The 22,775-nt window shown below is 57.8% G+C and carries 12 protein-coding genes and 3 pseudogenes; 11 read left to right on the forward strand and 4 right to left on the reverse strand.

The genetic code is table 11. From position 1 onward, the window contains the following. Positions 1-227: 227 nt before the first annotated feature. A complete protein-coding gene (locus tag BQ9846_RS06395) occupies positions 228-434 on the reverse strand; it encodes a hypothetical protein (protein WP_083651492.1) in 207 nt (68 codons plus the stop codon). 80 nt (positions 435-514) lie between these two features. On the opposite strand from BQ9846_RS06395, the pseudogene BQ9846_RS16965 reads away from it, so the two are divergent. The 3 genes and pseudogenes from BQ9846_RS16965 to BQ9846_RS06415 form a co-directional block, all read left to right on the forward strand. Next, positions 515-1,221, forward strand: a pseudogene (locus tag BQ9846_RS16965) (IS3 family transposase); the annotation flags it as partial. Positions 1,222-1,820: 599 nt separating this feature from the next. Continuing rightward, positions 1,821-3,251, forward strand: coding sequence for a group II intron reverse transcriptase/maturase (gene ltrA / locus BQ9846_RS06410; RefSeq protein ID WP_144049389.1), 1,431 nt, complete (start codon positions 1,821-1,823; stop codon positions 3,249-3,251). 106 nt (positions 3,252-3,357) lie between these two features. After that, positions 3,358-3,816 (forward strand): annotated as a pseudogene (locus BQ9846_RS06415) (IS3 family transposase); the annotation flags it as partial. A gap of 27 nt (positions 3,817-3,843) precedes the next feature. Here the strand turns inward: BQ9846_RS06415 and BQ9846_RS16970 are convergent. Together BQ9846_RS16970 and BQ9846_RS06420 are read right to left on the reverse strand one after the other, a co-directional pair. Continuing rightward, positions 3,844-4,065, reverse strand: a complete 222-nt coding sequence (locus BQ9846_RS16970; RefSeq protein WP_235818930.1) for a hypothetical protein — start codon at positions 4,063-4,065, stop codon at positions 3,844-3,846. 30 nt (positions 4,066-4,095) lie between these two features. Beyond that, a pseudogene (locus tag BQ9846_RS06420) lies at positions 4,096-4,977 on the reverse strand (ATP-binding protein). 576 nt (positions 4,978-5,553) lie between these two features. On the opposite strand from BQ9846_RS06420, the gene BQ9846_RS06425 reads away from it, so the two are divergent. The 6 genes from BQ9846_RS06425 to BQ9846_RS06450 all read left to right on the forward strand — a co-directional run bounded on the left by BQ9846_RS06425 (position 5,554) and on the right by BQ9846_RS06450 (position 14,173). Further along, positions 5,554-6,189 carry a Crp/Fnr family transcriptional regulator gene (locus tag BQ9846_RS06425; RefSeq protein ID WP_075879965.1) on the forward strand — a complete coding sequence of 212 codons (636 nt, stop codon included), beginning with the start codon at positions 5,554-5,556 and terminating at the stop codon, positions 6,187-6,189. A 107-nt stretch (positions 6,190-6,296) separates the two neighbouring features. Beyond that, on the forward strand, positions 6,297-7,940 hold the full coding sequence (locus BQ9846_RS06430) for an HD domain-containing phosphohydrolase (protein WP_075879967.1): 1,644 nt from the start codon (positions 6,297-6,299) through the stop codon (positions 7,938-7,940). A gap of 52 nt (positions 7,941-7,992) precedes the next feature. Next, a complete protein-coding gene (locus tag BQ9846_RS06435) occupies positions 7,993-8,766 on the forward strand; it encodes a 3',5'-cyclic-nucleotide phosphodiesterase (RefSeq protein WP_075879971.1) in 774 nt (257 codons plus the stop codon). Between the two features lie 8 nt (positions 8,767-8,774). Further along, the gene (locus BQ9846_RS06440) at positions 8,775-10,184 is read left to right on the forward strand and encodes a hypothetical protein (protein ID WP_075879974.1); all 1,410 of its coding nucleotides are present in this window, start codon (positions 8,775-8,777) and stop codon (positions 10,182-10,184) included. An 11-nt stretch (positions 10,185-10,195) separates the two neighbouring features. Beyond that, positions 10,196-12,961: a FecR family protein gene (locus BQ9846_RS16810; protein WP_210433177.1), complete on the forward strand. Its 2,766-nt coding sequence runs from the start codon at positions 10,196-10,198 to the stop codon at positions 12,959-12,961. Positions 12,962-13,423: 462 nt separating this feature from the next. Next, on the forward strand, positions 13,424-14,173 hold the full coding sequence (locus BQ9846_RS06450; protein WP_075879976.1) for a 4'-phosphopantetheinyl transferase family protein: 750 nt from the start codon (positions 13,424-13,426) through the stop codon (positions 14,171-14,173). Positions 14,174-14,216: 43 nt separating this feature from the next. On the opposite strand, the gene BQ9846_RS06455 is transcribed toward BQ9846_RS06450, so the two are convergent. After that, a complete protein-coding gene (locus BQ9846_RS06455; RefSeq protein ID WP_075879979.1) occupies positions 14,217-15,491 on the reverse strand; it encodes an NAD(P)/FAD-dependent oxidoreductase in 1,275 nt (424 codons plus the stop codon). A gap of 131 nt (positions 15,492-15,622) precedes the next feature. On the opposite strand from BQ9846_RS06455, the gene BQ9846_RS06460 reads away from it, so the two are divergent. Further along, positions 15,623-17,191: a PfaD family polyunsaturated fatty acid/polyketide biosynthesis protein gene (locus tag BQ9846_RS06460; RefSeq protein WP_083651496.1), complete on the forward strand. Its 1,569-nt coding sequence runs from the start codon at positions 15,623-15,625 to the stop codon at positions 17,189-17,191. 11 nt (positions 17,192-17,202) lie between these two features. Continuing rightward, the gene (locus BQ9846_RS06465) at positions 17,203-22,764 is read left to right on the forward strand and encodes a type I polyketide synthase (protein WP_075879982.1); all 5,562 of its coding nucleotides are present in this window, start codon (positions 17,203-17,205) and stop codon (positions 22,762-22,764) included. The last annotated feature ends 11 nt before the right edge of the window (positions 22,765-22,775 follow it).

Here is a 22,775-nt window from a genome sequence, read left to right on the forward strand (position 1 = left end):
AGGGGTGCAGCCAATAGCAGCACAGTTAGCATCGTTAGCCGCAATTACTTCAGGTAGGAGGGGGCTACAGGCTGGAAATTCGCCTCCTGCAGAGGAGTAAAACGGTCTGGTTCAAGTACAGGGTTTGCCTGCTCGGTCATCAGCGATTCTGCCATTTCGTGACTATCTGTGGGCTATCGCACCCAGGTCATCAGGTGCTGGAACTGATCGCCAGCGAGAAAGCTAGCTCAAGGGTTAACCGGGCTGACGCTTTCCGCTTGCAGCAGGCGGCCCGTTTCTCGCGAGAAGCTGAATTGGCCTTCCACTTCCACTTCCTTGCCCAGATGCGGGGCAATCAGTTCGTGCGGTTTGATTTCCACCCGGTTGAGATCAACATCTTCGATCCAGTAATGCAGCGGCTCATCAAACGAACGCACCCGGCCCGAAGTGACCACATTTTGCGTATCATGGGCACTGATCCTGCCCAGTAACAGTGGACACCTCAAGAATGTCATACGCTACGATGAGGTGAACCATGGCAAGATCGACAACATCAATGAAGAAAAAACCATATACCCGTTACTCAGATGGCTATCGGCAAGAAGCATTAGCGCTTGCTGATCGCATTGGCGTTGCAGCAGCGGCTCGTGAACTGGGAATACACGCGAGTCAGCTCTATCAGTGGCGATCTAAAGCACAGCTGCAGCAAGACACATCTGAGCGAGAGCGGTCGTTGGCAGAAGAAAACGCCCGCTTGAAGCGTCAACTAGCCGAGGCGAATGAAGAGCTGGCCATCACAAAAAAGGCCGCGGTGTACTTTGCGAAAAGCCTGAAGTGAAGTACGCCTTTATCCACCGTCATCGTCAGGCTTTCAGTATTCAGCGTATGTGCCATGTTGTCGGGGTCGCTCGAAGTGGCTATTACGCTTGGCGGCAGCGCGGAGGAGCATCGTCCCCAAAACGCAGCCAGCAAGCCATTATCGATCAGCACGTGGCCAAGGCTTATCACCAACGCAAGGGGCGCTCAGGCGCTCCGAGATTAGCACTGGACCTGCGCGATGACGGGATGCCGATCAATCGTAAGACAGTAGCTGCCAGCTTGCAGCGTCAGGGCTTGCGCGCTAAAGCAGCCCGTAAGTTCAAGACCACCACGAACTCACGGCATTCGCTGCCAGTCACACCGAATCTACTAGAGCAAAACTTCACGGCCTCAGCCCCTAATCAAAAGTGGGTGGGTGACATTGTGCGCCACGAGGCGCTTTGGAAACGTGCAGTGATGAAAGAGCACTGCCATGGGTCTGTCGCAGCAGACCCATAGAAGCTGAGGGCAGCTCGACCTCCGGTACGGGAGTAAGAGCGGCAAGCAGCCCTGACAACGCGGAGTCGTGCTGGTACTGCCAGACAGCGCGGGCTCTGCTAGCGAGACAGGACGGTGTACGAGAGAAACCCGTGTCATAAAGCCCCTCAAGAGAGACCCACCCGCTCCAATCTGGCGGATATGGGCGGGGTTGCGGTGCGCATTCCTGAAGTTCAAGCTCAGGGAGAACTCGCCTTCCGAAGTGTGTCGACGGTTGGCGAGGCCATGGTGAAGGCCTGCGGCGTAACCATGGCGAAACCGCTGGGGCATAGCGGGGCACCAAGCCTGACAAGCGTTTCCAATGTGAACGTGGGAACCCCATCGTCGGTCCCTCGCCGTCATGCGATGGCAGGGAAAGCGCGTAGCCAGCCGAGGCCGACGATGGGGGGCGGAGGATCCGTAGTAGTCCGAGGACGCGAAAGCCGTCTACATGGCGAAGGGGTCCAGCAAGGTTGCATGCCTAATGAAATTCAAGGAGGTCGTTGGTGAATACCGATGCACTGTGGCCCAGCCTGATGTTGGCGGAATCACGGGTACTTGGACTCCAGAAGAAGCTGCACCAGTGGGCACTGGCGGACAGCCAGCGTCCCTTTGATGATCTGTTCAACCTGGTATGCGACCCGGCCTTCCTGAAGGTGGCCTGGCAGCGCGTCAGGGGGAACAAAGGAGCGCGAACCGCCGGTGTGGACGGTGTAACCCCCTGCAGTATCGGGGATGATGCCATTGACCTGTTGAAATCGCTACGAGCTGAGCTCAAGGCACAACAGTTCAGGCCACTGCCAGTCCGTGAGAAACGGATTCCCAAAGCCAACGGCAAAGTTCGGCGGCTTGGGATACCGACAACACTGGATCGTGTGGTTCAAGCTTCCCTAAAACTGGTACTGGAGCCAATCTTCGAAGCGGACTTCAAGCCATGCTCCTATGGCTTTCGCCCGCATCGACGAGCTCAGGACGCGATTGCCGAGATTCACTTCTTCACCACCGCTCAGCGGAACTACGAGTGGGTGTTCGAAGGTGACATTCAGGCATGCTTCGACGAGATCGACCATACGGCTCTGATGGAACGTGTGCGTCGACGCATCGCCGATAAACGTGTGCTGAGGTTGATCAAAGCGTTCCTGCGGGCTGGCATTCTCCAAGAGGATCGCCAAGCACGCGCGACCATTACCGGTACCCCTCAAGGCGGAATCTTGTCACCCGTCCTTTCCAATATTGCCTTGTCTGTACTGGACGAGCACTTCACTCAGAAATGGGAAGCGCTCGGGCCTGAATGGACGCGGGCCAAGCGTCGTCGAGCGGGAACCCCCGTGATGCGGCTGGTTCGCTACGCGGACGACTTTGTCGTGTTGGTTCATGGACACCGCGAAGACGCAAACGCACTGTGGCAAGAGGTGGCAGAGGTATTGGCTCCGATAGGGCTTCGGCTCTCACCGGAGAAGACAGGAATCTGCCATATTGACGAAGGGTTCGACTTCCTTGGCTGGCATATCCAACGCCGGCGCTGGCGAGGTCGCGGCGAAAAGCGAGTCACCTACACCTATCCGTCTAAGAAAAGCTTACAGACGGTAATAGCCAAGGTGCGCTCTCTGACGCGTCGGAACAAACATCGAACACTTGCCGACCTTCTTCATGCTATCAATCGCGTGATGCGAGGCTGGTGTCAGTACTTCCGGCATGGCGTGTCCGCCAAGACATTCAGTTACCTTGATTACTTCGCTTTCTGGCGAGTGGTTAACTGGGTGCGTAAGCGGCACCCCAAGCAGGGATGGGGAAAATTGATCCGTCGCCACCTACCCGGGTGGGTACTGCGCGACGGACGAGCCGAGATGTTCCGCCCCGGCCGGGTCGAAGTGACTCGATACCGGTACCGGGGAGCTCGGATCCCGACACCTTGGGCAAGCGACAAACTGGCATAACCTTGTGGAGAGCCGGATGCGGTGAGAGTCGCACGTCCGGTTCGGCGGGCGGGCCGGGGAAACCCATCAGCTGAAAAGCTGACAGGGCGTCCCGGCCCGACCCAACACCTACTTGGCGACGGGCGAAGGCTGGCGTTACCTGGCAGTGCTCATTGATCTTTACTCTCGTAAAGTGGTCGGTTGGGCAATGAGTGAGCGTATGACGGCCGATCTTGTTTGTGACGCGCTACAGATGGCGCTATGGAAACGCAAAATGCCCAAAGGCGTGATAGTCCATTCGGATCGAGGTAGTCAGTACTGTTCCACGCGTTACCAATCGCTGCTTACCCGGCATGAGCTTACGTGCAGCATGAGCGCCAAAGGCAACTGCTATGATAATGCCTGTGCCGAAAGCTTCTTCCACAGTCTCAAAGTTGAAGCGATCCATGGGGAGCAATTTAAAACGCGAAACGATATGAGGCGCCAGGTGTTTGAGTACGTCGAACTGGACTACAACAAACAACGGCGGCACAGTGCTATTGGGATGATCAGCCCAGAGGCCTTCGAAGCCCGAATGATCGCTTAAACCAGTGTCCACTGTTGCTGGGTAAGATCAGTCATGAGGTAGGTCTGTATAGAGGGCTTTGAGGGGAGTTTTCAGGGCACTGAAGTCATGGCGTTGCAGAGTACGAAACAGCGTCAATCGTTCTCTGGGTGGCTCTCGTACGCCGAGTACCGGTAAAAGGGCTTGATTGAGGCTGGTTTCCACTCCGTGGTTGGGGTAGCCGAGAGTATAGAGCCAGTAGCCGGTCATGGGCTCTTCGACTGCATGCACGTTGAGGTAACCGGTCTGGAACAGCAAAGCTTACGTAGCGATATGATCGACATCGAAGCGCCCCAAGAGCTCGGCTTCTGTCTGCAATTGACTCAACGCCGGCGTGAAGATGCCGCGTTGCTTAAGCAAGTCCACCAGAAAGGTCGGCGTGGCGCTCTCAAACCAGTAAATGTTAAATTTGCGCTTTTCTAACAGCAACAGCACGTCAAAAGGGTTGTAGACGGCTTCAACGTCCTGCCCACCCCAGCAGTAGCCATTGTACCTGCGGCGAATCTCTTCCCGGTCAAGACCAGGTAACTCTGGTGCAAATACCGCACCAATATCGTGGTCGGTGTAGCCACAAATAGGCGCGAGGGGCGCATCCAGCGTAATGTCGTTCAGGTTATTCAGCCCTGAAAGCAGGCTGAACTTGGAAACGCCGGTCAGCAATATGAAATGCAGATGCGGGTCGGCGTCCTTGAGTACGCTATAGAGGTTTTTTAGCCCCTCGCGCAGTTCGCTAGCCAACTCAGCGTTGAGCAGGTTATCCAGAATCGGCTTGTCGTACTCATCGATCAGCACTAAGACGCGTTGCCCATGAACACGATAGGCGTGCTCGATCAGGTTGGTAAAATCGTCGGCAATCCGCTCGGGTGGCGGTTCTTCAATGCCCAAGACGTTTCGCTGCTGCTGCAGTTGTTAGCGGATGTTGGCGTCCAGGTCTTGACGGCTGCTGACCACACCGTTTGAAAAACTGATCCGCACCACGGGATATGTGGACTGCCAGTCCCACTTGTCGTGAATATAGAGATCCTTGAACAGGGCTTCACGGCCTTCGAATAGGCAGCGCAGGGTATCCAGCAGCAAGCTTTTGCCGAACCGCCGTGGGCGGGAAAGAAAGTAGTATTTGTTTTGGTTCGCGAGCTTCTCAATAAACGGCGTTTTATCGACTTAGTAATAATCGCCTTCGCGGATATCTGAGAACGTTTGAATACCAATAGGCAACTTACGCCGATGACATTGAGGCCTCCCATGATATACCTGTTCGCTTGTGTCGTTGGCGGTGAGTTTAGCACGGTGGCAAGTAGGGCAGGTGGTGCGTATGATGCCTCAATTTTCAGCTGAGGCGATATGTGTGTTCAACACGCAACCAGAGCAGTTGCCAGTGTCAATGGCGAGTTGGCTAAGGGGTCAAAATAGGTCGCGGAAAAATCACGCTATGTGCCAACTTTGTATCGCCAATGGACGCATCTTGGTGGTAATTGGCTTTAGGATGAAAATCGTTGAGTGACCATTTTGTCTTTAAGATTATGATCTTATTGTATTATTTAAGGTTTCACCGGTGGCTCGCCCGAAAAATTAATCACTAGGAATGGCCTACGAAGCCAGGGTCGCAGGTTCAAATTCTGCTTTTTTTTATTTTTTGTTATAGGTCTTTTGTAACACTTGTTTACTCATACTCAGCATTTTGGATCACTTGCCTAAGCGTCGTGGCGTAATGGGGGTCATGTGCTTACTGTAGCGCTGTTTTTCTTTGCCAATATCCTGTTTTGCCTGGCGTATATGGTGCGCGATATGGCTTACCTGCGCGCGATTACGATTCTCGCCGCGATCAGTACGCTACCCTATTTTTATTTTCAAGCCACGCCTCTCTACTCGGCGATGGTGTGGCAGGTCGCCTTTATCGTCATCAATGCCTTCAACCTAACCGTTCTGCTGCTGCAGCGTCGCCCGGTAAAGCTCAGCGACGAGGAGCAATGGCTTAAGCACACCACCTTGCGTTTGCTCAAGCCGCGCAAGATTCGGCGCCTGATGCAGCGGGCTGAGAGATATGAGGTGCCTTCTGGCGAGCACCTTATCCATCAAGGACACGAACTGAATGCCCTGCTGCTACTGCTCTCCGGCGAAGCCAGCGTCAAGGCCGATGGACAGCGACGGGCGATGCTACAGCCGGGCGATTTCGCCGGTGAAATGAGCTTTATCAGCGGTAAGCTCACCAGCGCCGATGTCGTCGCCGAAGCCCCGGTGCGCTATATCGCCTGGCCGGCATCCACCCTAGAGCGGCTTTATCAGCGCGACCCCGAGCTGAAAGACGCCCTGCAGGGGACGATAGGCATGGACATGGCCAACAAGCTGACGCGCTAACCGTACCAAGGCGCTTTGCACTGAGGAAATATTGTTGCCCATCCTATTAGGCATTAACACGAATAAGCCTATATGCTGAGTGCAGACAAGCGTAATTAGGATGCTTTATGGACAAGACCGCTTGTGACGGTGACATTACCCGGATTCGTCAACTCAACGAAATCGGCATTGCGCTCTCCTCCGAGCGTGACCATGACGCCTTGCTTGAGCGCATTTTCACTAGCGCGCGCGAATTAACCGGGGCGGACGCCGGCACGCTCTACACCGTCAATGCCGAAAAGCAGCAACTCTCGTTCGCGATCGTGCAGAACGACACGCTAAATATTCACCTCGGAGGGCTTAGCGATCCGGTAGGCGATCAATTCCCCACGATTTCGTTGCACCAAGCCGATGGCTCGCCCAATGAGCATCTCGTCGTCGCCTATACCGTCTTAAACGACTGCACCGTCAACATTGAAGACGCTTACGCAGCGGAAGGGTTCGATTTCTCGGGCACCCGGCAATTTGACCAGGCCACGGGGTACCGTTCGCGCGCCTTTCTCACCGTGCCCATGCACAACCACGAAGGGGATGTCGTGGCGGTGCTGCAGCTGCTCAACAAACATACGGCTGATGATATCGATGGCACCTTCAGCCAGGCGGATCAGCATATCGCCGAATCGCTGGCCTCTCAGGCCGCCGTCGCCATCACCAACCAGCGCCTGATTGCCGAAATGCAGGCGCTGTTCGACAGCTTTACCCGCGTGATCGCCACGGCGATTGATGCCAAATCCGCGCACACCGGCGCCCACTGCCGACGCGTGCCAGAAGCCACCCTGCTGCTGGCGGAAGCCACGCACCGCTCAACGCGCCCTGAAGTCGTTGACTTTCATCTCAGTGACGGGGACCGCTACGAACTCAAAACCGCTGCCTGGCTGCATGATTGCGGCAAGGTCGTCACGCCCCACCACGTGATGGAGAAGTCGACCAAGCTTGAGGGGCTATTCAGCCGCCTGCCCATGGTCGAGGCGCGCTTCGCCGCGAAACAGCAGGCACTTGACGCGGCGCAGCTACGCGCCGAACTTGAGGCTTATCGCCAGAGTCAGCCCTTCGCCGACAGAGAACGTCAGCGTTTTGCCGCTCAACAGCAACAACTTACCGATGACATAGCGTTTATCCGCCAAGCCAATACCGGCGGTGAATTTATGCATGACGAGGATATCACGCGCCTCCAGGCCATCGCTGGCAAGACCTGGCAAGACGCCGATGGCCAGCAGCAACCGCTGCTGACCGCCGATGAGCTAGAAAACCTCTGCATTCGCCGCGGAACACTCAATAAGAACGAGCGCAAAATCATTGAGGGCCATATGACCGCCACGCTCGACATGCTCAATGAATTGCCATTCCCCAAGCATTTACAGCGCGTGCCCGAGTACGCAGGCGGCCACCACGAGCGCATGAACGGCACTGGCTACCCCAAGGGGCTCACCCGCGAGCAACTGTCCCTACCGGCCCGCATGATGGGCATTGCCGACGTTTTCGAAGCGCTCACCGCGCCGGATAGGCCCTACAAAGCGCCGATGAAGCTCTCTCAAGCGCTAACCATCATGGGCCGCATGGTCGAAGACAACCACTTGGACCCTGACTTGTTCGCCGTGTTTGTCGAGGAAGGCGTGTACCTGGATTACGCGCGTGAATACCTTGCCGATGACCAGTTTGATACCGTGGATACGGCGTCGCTACCGGGATTGCCTGCCACACTATCCGTCTAGGTCTACGATTCACGCTTATGCAAAAACACTAACCAAAGATACTAACAACGCTATGCACATTCATTCTCTTGGCGCCAGCGGCGGCCTGGAGCCACAGCAAGGCACCAGTGCGTTTTACCTACCGCCCCATACGCTCATTGACGCGGGCACAGGGGCTTCGCGGCTTAGTGACACCGCTCTATCCTCACTGAGCAGCATCCTAATCACGCACGCGCACCTTGATCATATCGCCAGCCTCCCCCTGCTGATCGACACGCAGTTTGAAGCCCTTGTCGAGCAAGAGCGCACTCTAAACGTCTATGCGCTGCCGGAGGTGCTGGACGTGCTGAAAGCGCATATTTTCAACGGGCATGTATGGCCTGACTTCACTCGCCTACCCTCGGCCGATACGCCGGTCGTTCGTCTTGTGCCTATCCATTTATGGCAGCCGTTTGCCTTGCCCGCGGATGCTGGCATCACCTTGCACGCCACCGCTTTTCCCGTGACTCACGGCGTCCCCACCTGCGGCTACTGCATTAGCGATGGCACCTCCCAAATGGCCGTTTCCGGCGATACCGGCTTAAGCGAGACCACTATTGCCTCGCTTAACCGCTTAGGCGCGCTGGATCGTTTGGTTATTGAATGCGCATTTAGTAACCACCTGGATCACCTGGCAGAAATCGCCCACCACCTAACGCCGCAGCGACTCGCCACCCTGCTCGATGGCCTGGATACGCTGCCGAAAGCGCTATGGATCACTCACTTAAAGCCCAAACAGCGGGAACGTATCGCCACCGAGCTACGCCAATACCTTCCCCCCACCCTAAACTGGGTACTGCCATCATGAGGAATGCTATGCCGCTCAATGTCTCCCGACTCACTGGCCGCCGCTTTTTTGGCACTCTGTTGAGCATGTCATTCGCCTCTTTGGTCTGGGGCTACCAAGCCGAACTCGAAAGCGCCCAACAAGCCCTCGCCCAAGACGACAACCAAGGCGCTTACGCGCAACTGCAAGCGCTTGAAATCGAGCACAGCGGCGCCCCTGAATTCGATTACTGGCTGGGCGTGGCCGCCCTGCGCGCGGGCGAGCCCAGTCACGCGCTGATGGCGTTGGACCGGGCGATTTTACGTCAACCCAACCACGCCGGCGCCCGCATGGAGCGGGTTGCCGCGTTACTACAACTTGACCAGCGCCGCGCTGCCGAGCGTGAAATCGAACAGCTGCAAGCGCTTTCGCCACCGCCCGAAGCGCAAGAGGCCATTGCCCGGTTTCAAGCTGTGATTGAGCAGCGCCGCCAAGCGGAAAGCAGCCCGCAACACCAAGCCCGCTTAGGGGTGGATCTCGGCTATGACAGCAATCCACAGCGGTTTCCTGACGAAATCGCCATCGACCCGCTGCAGCCTGATTTACGCCAAGTGTTTGACGAGCTTATCGAGATGGGCCTTGAACCCAATGGCGACCCCTCGCAGTTCGACGAGCGGGTATTCAGCAGCGACGCCAGTACCTATCAACGCCTACAAGGCAGCTACCAGGGTGTTTTCCCTATCGATGAACAGTCCCGCTGGCGAGTCAGTACCACCGGCCAAGCGCAGCGCTATACCGAAGAAGCCGCGCAAGATTACGATCTCACCCTCGCCCAAGCCCAAGTGGGCTATCAGCGTGATTTAGAAGCGCAACGCGTGTTGACGCTGCGCGGCTCGGCGCTACAGGGGTGGAGTGGTCAACAGCAAAGCCGCTTGCTCACCCGCTGGGGTACCGCGGCCGATCTACGCCAGCCCATCGGCTTAGACAGCGAACTCACCTGGCAGCTCGGCGCGCAACATAACCGCTTTAGCGCTTCCAACAATAATTACGATGCTGGCCGTATGGGTATTCAATGGGCGACCAACCACGCTGATTTCCGCACGCGTTTAAGCGCGCAATTTGAGCACGAGTGGGCCGATAGCGACCGCGATGGCGGGGACCTTATTCAAGTGCGCCTTGGCGCCGGCTTGGATTACCCCATTAATGACCAACATCTGATTCGCGCCGATCTCAACCACCGAATCCGCACCTATCAAGATGACGGCTTCGCGCTCTACAACGACTTTTCGCCCACTGAGCGTCGCGACCGCATTTGGCAAGCGCGGCTGGCATGGCTTTACCAGCTCAATAGCGACTGGCTAGTGGAAGCCAGTGCCGATGCTGAACGCCGCCTTTCCTCGATCGAGTTCTTTGACACGCGCCGCTACCAAACACAGCTAGGGCTTCGCTACCTTTTCTAACGGGGATTGTTATGAGTTTATTTCACAAGCGCCCACTGGCCCGCGTCACCTCGCTAAGCTTGGGTAGCCTGGCGCTGCTACCCTTCCCTTCCTTTGCCGACACACCGGCTGGGCGAGTGATGTTCGTTCACGGCGACGCGACCATCGAGCGCGACGGCGAGCGCATGCCCGCCGAGCGCGGCGCGGACTTTTTCGCCGGCGACACCTTTCACACGGCCGACGCCAGCACGTTGCAGCTACGCTACAGCGACGGCGGCACCAAGGCCATTCGCCCCGGCAGCACCTACACCCTTGAGCGCTACGAACTCGACGAAGACTCACCGGAAGACTCAGAACAAAGCGGCGAGCTGCTGCGTGGCGGGTTGCGCGCGATTACCGGCGCCATCGGCCGCAACGCCCCGGAAAACGTGACGCACAGCACCCCTGTTGCCACCATGGGCATCCGCGGCACCAGCTTTCAAATTCTGCACATACCCGAAGGCGGAAGCGACGCCCTGCCCGGCGTCAACCCAGGCAGCTACCTTTACGTCGAAAGCGGCATGCTGGCCATGTCGACGGATGCCGGCGAAACCTTGATTCGCCCCGGGCAAGTCTTCTTCTCACCATCGCGCGATGCTGCGCCACAGCTAGTGCCTGGCGGAATCAACATCTTTGAGCAGCTTGATAACAACATGCCGCAAGGCAGCGAAAACGAGAGTGAGGAAACACCTTCAACAGATGCCGCCCAAGGCACCGAACCACCAGCAAGTGACACCAGCCCTACGACAACAACCTCCACGGAAGGCACGTTTTTTGACAACGCCGAGCTAACCTCCGTCGACACAAACGAGTTGCAGGAGACCCAAAGCGAAACCGAAATTGACGTGTCACTGGCAGAAACAGAACAAGACGCAGAAGACGCCATAGAATCCGCGCCCGAGCCAGAACCTGAGCCGGAACCAGAGCCAGAGCCAGAACCAGAACCTGAGCCGGAACCAGAGCCAGAGCCGGAACCAGAGCCGGAACCAGAACCAGAGCCGGAACCAGAGCCAGAACCAGAGCCAGAGCCGGAACCAGAGCCAGAACCAGAGCCAGAGCCGGAACCAGAGCCAGAACCAGAGCCGGAACCAGAGCCAGAGCCGCCAGCTCAGCAGTTAGGTTTCGAGCCCACTGAAGAAATGGGGGCCACTGAAGCCATGCTCACCCAGGGTGCGAGCGGCAGCGACCCGACCGTGCTGGGAGAGGCCGGTGAACTCTTACTCACCACTGGCGGAGAGAGCAGTTACGCGCCGCTCTCGGCAAGCAATACCTATTGGAACGACCAAGAAAAAGAGACAGAACAGCCAAAAGCGCTAACCGCTGCGGAGATTTCCACTACCGAAGGTGAGTTGGCAGAACGCCTGCAGACCCAGGTCGGCGCCGCGCCCGCCAACTTCCAGACGATCTCGCTGGGTGAGCGTGACGCCACGAACGGCAGCGCCACCGACATCTACTGGGGCCGGTGGAACAGCAATGATATAGCCCGCTTGAGCGGCGACTACGAAAGCTTCGTGAAAGAACTGGGCGAGGTTGGAGATCTACACTACGTCGGCAGCAATCAAATACTCAACATTAATGAAGTCGAGCCGCTGACCGCGCAAAATAACATCAGCTTCTCACTTGTCACTCCCGGTGAATTGACTACCAAGGGAGAAGGTGAGTATGAAGATTTAAAGGTACTTAAGGACTCAAAATTCTTGCTGGTGGATGAAGGTTCTGAATTGCAGGCCCAAGCTCAGTTCTATCTGGGGAGTGGTGTCGAGAACAGTGGCGGTGTCTATTCAGCACGAGCAACCAAATCATGGATGGATTTCAAAGACGAACAAACGTTAACATTCCCCACCCCAGCAAGTGATGGTCAAGAAGTCGAGACTGGCACACCGCAATTAATCAATGATGGGGAAAGCGATACTACTTTTGCTAATCCCGTTCATGGTGGCCACTTCACCTCGCGCTTTATAGGCACGCGTGATGCTCAAGAAGGCAGTGTCGACGGCGTGATTGGCAACCTCTACGCCGAAGTCGACGGCGGTGACCGCAGCGCATACGGCAGCCTGGGCTTCGGGCGTGAGCCAGCACCCGAGGCTTGGATCGACTTTCCGCCCACTTACAGCAACAGCTTAGCCCCCGAAGCCTACAGAGAAACTTTAAACAGTTTTTATCAGCAAAATATCGCCCCCACCGAACAAGGCAGCCAAGTCGTGACCAATGGCAACGTGGTATGGGGCTACTGGGACCAGCAAACGCCTGAACCTTCTGCGCCTGATGGCAACACAGTGAGTCAAAACATTCCGTTTATCAGCGCGTCCGACGAATTAGCCAGTAGCACAACACTGAGAGAACAGGCGCTCACTGCCCTCAGCGACTCGCTCACCGGGGGTGTCACCTTTAAATGGAAAGGCGGTACCGGCCTAGTACCTAACAGTGGTGATGATGATATTATCCACATTTTAACCGACGACAGCTTTATCAAGGTAGACAGTGACGGCCCTAAAGTTGAGATTCACCTGAAAAACTACGGAGTACTGCAAGGGTATGGCTCGCCCTATGACTCGTCCGAAGAAGAAACCTACCCCCTCAATAATATATCACTGGATAAATTATCCTGTGGCAGTAATGGCTGCTTTGATGGCGGTGAATTCAACGGCAAGTACATCGGCAAAGAAGCCGCCGGTGTCATGAGCTTAATTGAAGCATGGGAGGGTGGTATAGAAAATAAAACCAACGAGCATATCGGCACCGGCGTGTTTGAGCGGTGAGAAACACGCCAGCACCCTTCGACAGGCTCAAGCACCCTTCGACAGGCTCAGGGCGATCGGGTCTGTTGAACCTCACTTCTCCGTATGCGTCCAGACGCCGTCCCAGTCTGCCGGGGGCGGCTCGGTTTTAAAGTGTTCGATCCGTTCGAGGTACATCTGCGTGGGGGCGTTTTCCAGATCGGGTAGTGCCTTGAAGGCGCGCTCGGCGGTTTAGCGCTGCCGGCTGGGGTCTTGTGAAGAGGCTTGCTACGATTACGCCTACTAGCGGCCAGTCGGTCAGTCATCCGCTTTACGTTGGCTGGCGACCGTCTATCTGCTGCCGCCGGCATAGTGATAAGAGCTGATGGCTTAAATGTGACAAACTATGTTGTCCGACATCAACAGCCAGAAAGAGGCGCGACGTATTTTGAGTAAGCACCTCAGTTTCACAACTGAGTCGCATCAGACGCGGAAGCATCGAGCATGCCCCACCACCAGCCTTCGGTAGCACCACCGCGGATTTGGCTGCTCCCCATCGCATCTGCGGTGCCACGTACCTGGTACGACTACCTTGATGCTCAAGAGCGTGCGCGCGCTGATCGTTTTCTAAACCCTGCGGATCGATCGGCGTTCATTGCTGCGCATGTGATGTTGCGCGCGCTTCTCTCATCATGCGGCACGCGTGCGCCGTCGGATTGGACATTCACCGTTGACGCTAATGGCAAACCACGGATTGCCGACGACAACGCTCGCAGCTTTCCTTCTTTCAACATAAGCCATACCGCAGGGCTTGTCGCTGCCATCGCGGATCCCGCCGGGCGAGCGGTTGGAATTGATGTCGAGCCGTCTCACCGAGTTATCGACCCAATAATGACGCCTTGGGTATTGTCTGGAGAGGAACGCAAGCACTTTACCCGGCTGGACGAAACCGCTGCTGGCGATGAACTTCTGCAGCGCTGGGTGTTGAAAGAAGCGCTGGCAAAGGCCACAGGCCAAGGGCTTGCTATGGATGTTACGCGCATCGAGATCATACGCTTGTTCCCTCCAGCCGTGTTTTTTGAGCCGGATGAAGTGCTAGGACATGCCGATACGTGGCATCTTGAAAATTGGCGCGCTGAGGGCAGGCATCAGGTGGCCGTAGCGGTTCAATGCGTTCAGGGGTCATCACCGACCCTGACCAAGCGAATGCTGAGCGAGGATGCGCTGAGCCACCTACTGCACTCTTATAGTTAATACCGCCTGGCGAGATCAAGTCTATTGGTCTATTGGGTTTCAGTTACGAGCGCCGGGATGTAATACCATTCATCAGGTCTCCGCTCACGGTTGGAGCACCAATACCCGCGCGTAGTATGCGAAAGAACAAATCGGGCGTAAAAAGCTCACGTTTGGTGATATTGCGTGCCCCGTAGGCAAGCAAACTGTCGGCAACCACGGGGTCGCGGGTGGCAGCGGCATAAAACAGACGTTCTAGCAATTTGAAGCGGCGACCCTGTGCGTAATCGACCATGTGGTGTTCGTAGCCGCTTAAGCGGTCACCGTGATGCTGACGATAGGCCATTACGCCGGGCATTGGGTCCAGCCCTTTCTTAAGCGCTACACGGGTTGCATCCACCAGCCATTCGGCAGACTGAAAGGCAAAGCTGAGTCCGGATCCCCAGAGCGGGTCCGTGACCATACCCGCATCGCCGATGAGGGCGACCCCGTCTTCAAGAGGTGTGCGATTGTGGCTCACCAGCCGCTTGGCGACTATCGGCTTTCCGAGGGGTTGGGCAGCGCTGAGGTCGGGAGCATCGGGCAGACGTGAGAAAATCTGCCGCAGATCATGATCGGGGCGCTCGCCGAGGTGTAGCGGGGAGTCTCGCGTTGGCAGCCAAGCCAGCACCGTGATGTCATCTTCGTTAGGAAAGGCATACGCGCAATCTGGGTCGAGGAACCACATCTGCGATTCGGTGCCTGTTTTCATGACGACACCGCGATAATACGAAAAGTATCCAATGCGGTTATTCGGGTATACCCTGGCATCAACCTCGGTAAACTGAGCAACACGTGAGTTCATGCCATCAGCCCCCACCACCAAGGGCGCGCGCGCTTCCACCGGAACGCCGCACTCATCGGCACGAACGCCCGTTATGCGACCCGCTTTGCGCAATAGGGCTTTGACTGGGCAACCTAGCCAAGCTTCGACACCCGGCGTAGACAACGCCGCTTCCCGCAGTATAGGGTCAAGGCGTTTACGACGAATGCTGTAGCCGCATGCTGCTTCGTCAGCGTGGCGTTTTCCTGATTCGCGTATCCACCCCCAGCGTGTCCACATGCGGACGCTGTTGCGCACAGCGCCTTCTTCTTCTAGTGCATGCGTGAGGCCGAGTCGATCCAGTGTCGGCTTGGCACTCGACTGGATAAAGTGGGTGCAAAAATTTTTGCTTGCATCAATATTTTTGCGACGTTCGAACAGCGCAACATGCAGGCCCGCTCGCGCATACATTATCGCTGCCGCACATCCTGCAGCACTGGCACCTACAATAATGACGTCATGAGTTCGCGACTCCATACAATCAATTCGCCTTGTCTCTATCTTTAAGCTTTCTGTGATATCTTGTAATTTAGTACTTTAATCTTAAAACCGATTTTGTTACCACTGCAACGGGCACACGTCAACATCAACCTGCCATTTGACATGTCATGGATAGAATTGAATCGCAATACCCACCACCGGCTGCACTCGGAACAGAGTTATCACTTTGGGTAACGCCATATGGCACACTCGAAACGCAACCGCCGGACAATCAACCAGACGCCCAGCCGGTGGTTACGCTTCCTCCTGTTTATCCTGAGTGGCTAGGCAGCCCGAGTTTTCGTAAACGCCACGGCAGCCGCTTCGCTTATGTGGTGGGTGAAATGGCCGGCGGCATTGCAGGCCCTGCGCTTGTTACGGCAGCGGTTCTCGCGGGCTGTGTAGGGTTCTTGGGGGCGGCCGGCCTGCCGTTGAACGCCATTGCCGACGCCATTCGGCGAATTCGATCCGAGCTTGGCAGTGACCAGGCTTGGGGCGTTAACATCATCCATGATCCCGGTGCTCCACATGCCGAGGAAGCCCTGGTTGACCTGCTGCTTGACGAAGGGGTGACCTGTGCGTCGGCGTCGGCATTCATGACCCAAAGCGACGCCTTGATTCGCTATGCAGCCACCGGCCTCACCCGCACGGCTGACGGGCGCCCACAGCGTCATAACAGGCTAGTGGCGAAGGTGTCACGGCCCGAGGTCGCTAGACACTTTCTGGCGCCCCCTGACAAGGCCCGTTTAAAAGCATTGGTCGAGGCAGGACGTTTGAGTGCCAATGAGGCTGCCATCGCGGCCGAACTACCGTTGGCGTCCGACCTTACCGTCGAGGCGGACAGCGGAGGTCATACCGATAATGGTTCGCTACCGGTGCTACTCGCTTCCATGTTGCAGCTACGCGAGTCGATAGCAAGAGAGTCCGGGATAAGCGAACACGTATGCATTGGAGCTGCTGGCGGCTTGGGGACACCGGATGCGGTGGCCGGTGCTTTCGCGGCGGGCGCCGATTATGTCGTGACCGGCTCGATCAATCAGGCTACCCGCGAGGCGGATACATCTGATCGCGTTAAAACCATGCTCTGTGACGCCGATATTCAAGACGTGACGATGGCGCCAGCCGCTGATATGTTCGAACTAGGGATACAGGTTCAAGTGCTCCAGCGGGGAAGCGTCTTTCCTGGCCATGCTCGTCGGCTTTACCAGCTTTATACCGAGTACGGCGGGATCCAGGATATCCCCGCTACCGAACGTGACTACCTGGAACGTCATGTTTTTGCCGCGCCGCTGGAGACCATTCGCCAGCAGACAGAGGAGTATTTCGCTGAGCGTGATCCCGTTCAGAACGAGCGTGCTCGACGAGACCCTCACCATCAGTTGGCACTGGTACTGCGCTGGTACCTTGGCCGTTCAGTACGATGGGCTCGCAGGGGTGATGACGAGCGCCGCGCCCATTATCAGATCTGGTGCGGGCCTTCCATGGGGGCCTTCAACCGTTGGGCGGCTGGCTCGTTTCTTGCATCGCCTGATGGCCGGACGGTCGGACAGGTGGCATGGAACATCATGGCGGGGGCCGCTCGAATCACGCGGTTGATGCAGCTACGTTCTATGGGCGTTGACCTCCCAGCCAATGCATTCGTTGTCCTGCCCCAACGCTATCGACTGGGACAGGCCATTCATAAAAAAAACGAATAAGAGGGGGAAGTATGTCGCCAATTCGACGTCCAGCTGCTGCTATTGTGGGAATTGGCAGCCTGTTTCCCGGTTCATCTGATACGGGCGGCTTTTGGCGAGACGTCGTGACCGGCCGTGATTGTTTCAGGGAAGTACCATCGAGCCACTGGCTGGTTGACGATTATTTTGATGCGGATCCGTCGGCCACGGATAAAGTCTATGCTCGACGTGGTGCCTTCATTGAGCCGCAACCTTTCGAGCCATTGGCATTCGGTATTCCTCCGTCCATTCTATCCTCTACCGACAGCGTTCAAGTGCTGTCGCTGATGGTTGCACGCCGCGTGCTTGAAGAAGCAACGCGCGCTGGCGCCGAACTGGGACGTGACCGCATCGGTGTTATCCTTGGTGTCACCGGGACAACGGAGTTATGCAACCACAGCAGTGCACGCCTCCAGCGTCCGATCTGGGTGAAGGCGTTGCGTGAAACCGGCATGCCAGAGGATCAGGTACAGGTCGCCGCCGATCGCATCGCTGAACATTACATTCCATGGCGCGAAGATACCTTCCCTGGTTTATTGAACAATGTCGCGGCGGGCCGGATTGCCAATAAACTTGACCTCCACGGCACCAACTTCACCACCGACTCGGCTTGCGCCAGCTCTTTTTCGGCGTTGGCCGCGGCAGCAGACGAGCTCGCTATGGGTCGCGCCGACCTGATGATTGTCGGCGGTGCCGATACCATGAACGATGTCGCTTCGTTCGCTTGTTTTTCTGCCACCCCTGCCTTATCACCGACGGAGGGTTGTCGACCGTTTTCCGTTAACGGTGACGGTACATTGCTCGGTGAGGGTGTGGGCTTGATTGCGCTGCGTCGCCTGGAAGAAGCCGAGGCGGAAGAACAGCCGATTTATGCCGTCATCCGGGGGATCGGGTCAGCATCGGATGGCCGCGGGGTCAGCGTTTACGCGCCTCACTCCGAGGGCCAGGCACGCGCGCTGCGGCGTGCTTATGATGAAGCGGGCTTTAGCCCACGGACGGTTGGTCTAGTCGAAGCCCATGGCACGGGCACTCGTGCGGGTGATGCCGCTGAGTTCGCTGGCTTGCGAACGGTCTTTCGTGAGGAAGACCTTGACGGGAAACAGTGGTGCGCGCTCGGCTCGGTCAAGTCCCAGATTGGTCATACCAAAGGCGCTGCAGGGGTGGCTGGGCTGATCAAGGCTGCGCTTGCGGTCAACGCAGGAATCCTGCCGCCCACGCTCAAAGCAAAACCCGTCAACCCGGGTCTTGAACTCGACCAATCTCCGTTCCATATCGCGCATCGGCCACGTCCATGGATCAGTGATGGCTCGACACCTCGTCGGGCGGGCATCAGCAGTTTCGGTTTTGGGGGCAGCAATTTCCATGTTGCGCTCGAAGCTTATCATGGCCCTCGGGGCCGGCAACCGCGAGTACGTGCGCTTGGCAGTGAGCTAGTTGCCGTGTCATCCCATTCAGCCGATGCACTCGTGGAACACGTAAGAGCACTGGCAGCACGGGAGCGCCTCGACCCCGCTTGCATGGCCCGCGAAACGCAACGGGCTTTCCATTCAAGTGACACTGTCAGGCTGACGCTGATCGCGCGTGGCGATAGCGATGCCATCCGCCAACGGCTGGAGCGAGCAGCATTGCGCGTAGAGGAGGCACCTAACACGTCCTTTGAGCTGCCGGATGGCACGCATTATGGCGCCGAAAAAAGAGAGCCTGGAAAGATTGCTTTCTTGTTTCCCGGCCAGGGCAGCCAGTATCTGTACATGGGGGCCGGAGCGGCGATGCATTTCGATGCGGCTCGCGCTGTCTGGGAGGATGAGGCCAAACGTGCCACGGCAAGGGAGGAAGAACGCATTGATGCGTTTGTATTCCCACCACCGGCTGACACCGAGGACGGCGAAAAAACTCAAGAGGCTGCTCTACGCGATACACAGCGCACGCAGCCGGGCATTGCCGGTGTGAGCATGTCGCTTTTAGCACTGCTGCGTGCGTTGGGTCTTCAGCCTGACCTTGCCGCCGGCCACAGTTTCGGCGAAATTACGGCGTTACACGCTGCTGGCGTTCTGTCGGCGGCCGATACCTTTGCTCTGGCCCGAGCTCGGGGCAAGGCAATGGCAAGCGCTGCGACGGCAAGCGGTGAGACCGGTGCCATGCTGGCGGTGCAGGCCGACGCAGCCAGCCTGGAAGAAGCGCTCACTCAGCAGGGTGCGGTCGATATCACAGTGGCCAACGTCAACTCCCCAACGCAAACGGTGTTGGCTGGCCCAGAAGCGGCTATCGACCATGTGGCCGCATTCTGTGCGGACCTGGGCATGAATGCCGTGCGGTTGCCGGTTGCCGCCGCTTTTCATTCGCCTCAGGTGGCCCCGGCGAGCGATCAACTCGCGGCTGAACTGGCCTCCATGGACATACATTCGCCGACACTACCGGTGCTTGGTAATGCGGACGCCGACGCCTACCCTGACGCGCCTGATGCCATCCGTGACCGGCTGGCGAAGCAGCTAACACAGCCGGTGCGTTTCGCCGACCAAATCGAAGCGCTCTACGAGGCAGGTGCCCGCACCTTTGTCGAGGTCGGCCCCGGCCAGACCCTTAGCCGGTTTGCCGATCAGTGCCTGGGGGAGCGCCCCCACCGTAGCATTACGCTGGAACGCCGCGATGATACCGACATGGAGGCTTTCTGGATCGGTGTGGGACGCTTGCTGACCGCCGGTGTCAATCTCGACCTTGACGCTTTGTGGGAGGAATACCACGAACCGGAGGCTCCGCCTGTTTCAGGGCCGGGGAGTGTTTTCGTCTCCGGTACCTTGTATGGGAAGCCCTATCCACCAAAGGACGGTGCGGCGGGTATTCCCGGCCCAAATGCCGCTGCCGACCAGCCAGGGCTTTCCACCCCGACGACTCACACCGAGCCAAAAAACCACCCAAAAACTGAGCCAAACGCCGCAATAATGGATCCAATTTCATATACGGAAGATGATCACCGTGCTGGTTCTGCCGACACCTCGTCCCGACCTTCATACCCGCCGGGGGATGCCGCTCAAGATGTCTCCCCTCCTCACTCGGCACCTGCCTCGCGAGATGCAAGCGCCAGCACTATCGGGGCGGTTCACCGGGAACTGCTGGCGGCGCATACGGCGTATCAAGAGTCGACCGCAGCGGCGCACGAGGCTTTTCTGGCCATGATGGAGCGCAGCCTAGCCGGCGCACCTGCGCCATCTGCCGCTGTGTCGCCCACAGCCCCTGCACCAGGCAATGAACCGCCACCCCGCCATGCTGCCGTTAACCACTCAACAGCCGAGGAGGCGAATGCTCCCCGTGAGCGCGCGGATACCGTACCCACGGAACCGCACCTGGCGCCGGCCGCACAGGCGAATACGCCGGCCCCTTCATCCACAGAGGTGGCGGAAGCGCCAACGGATGCCATGGCGGTTCTGCGGACCGTCATCGCCGAGAAGACCGGTTATCCGGAAGACATGCTCACTCCCGAGCTGGAGCTTGAGGGCAGCCTGGGGATTGATTCCATCAAGCGCGTGGAGATCTTTGCGGCACTGCAACAGCGACTCCCCGGCATGCCAGCGGCGGAACCTTCGGAAGTGGCCGGTTTGCGCAGCCTCGCCGAGGTCGAGGGGTTCTTATCGGAACGCATGGGTACAGCCCCCGTAAACGAGGCTGAATTCACAGCGGCGGTGGAGGCGACGCAACAAGCACAGGGGCCATCAGCGGAACCCACGACCAGCGGCGCGGGCGCTGTGATGGATACGCTACTTGCCGTTATCGCTGAAAAGACCGGCTATCCGGTGGACATGCTGGAACCAACGCTGGAGCTGGAGGGTAGCCTTGGCATTGATTCGATCAAGCGGGTGGAGATTTTTGCGGCGTTACAGCAACGATTACCCACCATGCCGAGCGCGGAACCCAGCGAAGTGGCGGGGCTGCGTACCCTGGCCGATGTCGTGAGTTTTCTTGAAGGGGGCGCCAGCGACGGTGAGTATAACGCTGACACAGCAGCATTGGCTTCGTCGCCGGCGTCATCCACTGTTCCTAATACAACACCCTCGGCATCGCCTTCGCCCTCTATTCCTGAACCAACGCTGCCGACGCGCGCCGTCCCTACTCTGACATCAGCGCATGCGTCAGGTGAGCCTATGCCCGCTCTGGCAACGGCTAAGACGTGGCTTATCCTGGCCGACCATCAAGGCGTCGCCTCAGCCTTGCAACGGTTAATCGAAGCTGAGGGCGGCAGCGTGCAAATCATCGACCTGGACACTGAGTCACTTCCCGAGCACCCCCCATCGGCGATGGTGTATCTGCGAGGCATCGAGACGTTAGCAAGTCCCTGGGAGGCGAGCCAGGAGCTTCAGCAAGTACTAGCGTTGGCGCGCAAGCTCGCTGCTCACCCAGAGTCGCAACGCTTATGGGTGACGGTTCAAGACACTAATGCGTTCGGTCTTGGCGACAGCTCGAACGCTGGGAGCGCGCTTCAGGCGGGCCTGGCCGGTGTCAGCAAGACGGCTGCTAGCGAATGGCCGAGTGCTGGCGTCAAGAGCCTGGATATGGCGACAGACTCCGCCGAACCTCAGGTATTGGCAGCTCGTCTTTGGTCGGAAATGCAGACTGGCGGTCGCGACGTCGAAGTTGCCATCAATGGGAATGGAGACCGCTACACCATACGCGCAGCGTCCAGCCCTTCACCAGTGGCTGATAAGCTTCCGCTGAGCGAGGGGGAGCTAGTGGTCGTGACCGGCGGTGCCCGGGGCGTAACCGCAGAGTGCGTGCTGGAACTCGCGGGTCGGGTGCCGGCGCACTTCCTGCTGCTCGGCCGAACCGAACCGATCGAGGAACCGGCCTGCTGTGCGGGTATCAATGACCTCGCCGGTCTTCGCCGTGTGCTGGCCGAAGCGGCCAGTAAACGCGGAGAGCCACTCTCTCCTGCAGCAATTGACCGTCAGGCACGTCATATCCTGGCCGGGCGCGAAATTCTGACCAACATCGACCGTATCCGCGCCACAGGTGCCCATGTGGAATATCAGGCTGTCGACGTCACGTCATCGGAGGACGTTCAGGCGGCCGTCAACGCGGCCAGGCGCAACCACGGTCCCGTTCGGGGCGTTATTCATGCGGCTGGGGTAATCGCCGACCGGGCGCTTGCCGATAAGACGCCAGTTGAAGCCGCGTCGGTAATCGATACCAAGCTGCAGGGCTTCGCATCCCTGCTAGCCGCCACCGGTGACGATGAACTGCGCTTGCTGGTTGTCTTCTCTTCGGCGGCCGCGCGCTACGGAAACGCTGGCCAAGCTGATTACGCGGCAGCCAACGAAGTGCTCAACAAATGGGCTCGAATTGAAGCGGCAAGCCGTGGCGATGACTGCGTGGTCAAGTCTTTTAATTGGGGACCCTGGAATGGCGGTATGGTTGATGAGGCGTTAGCCAGGCATTTCCGCGAACGCGGCCTAGCGCTGATCGAGCCTGCTGCGGGGGCGCGTCTCATGGTGGACGAACTGGCCGCTGGTGATGCTGACATTGAAATCCTGGTCGGCGACGCAATGCCGAATCAAACCCATTAATGGTCATAGCT

The organism is Vreelandella massiliensis (assembly GCF_900155385.1).
GTDB classification, from domain to species: domain Bacteria; phylum Pseudomonadota; class Gammaproteobacteria; order Pseudomonadales; family Halomonadaceae; genus Vreelandella; species Vreelandella massiliensis.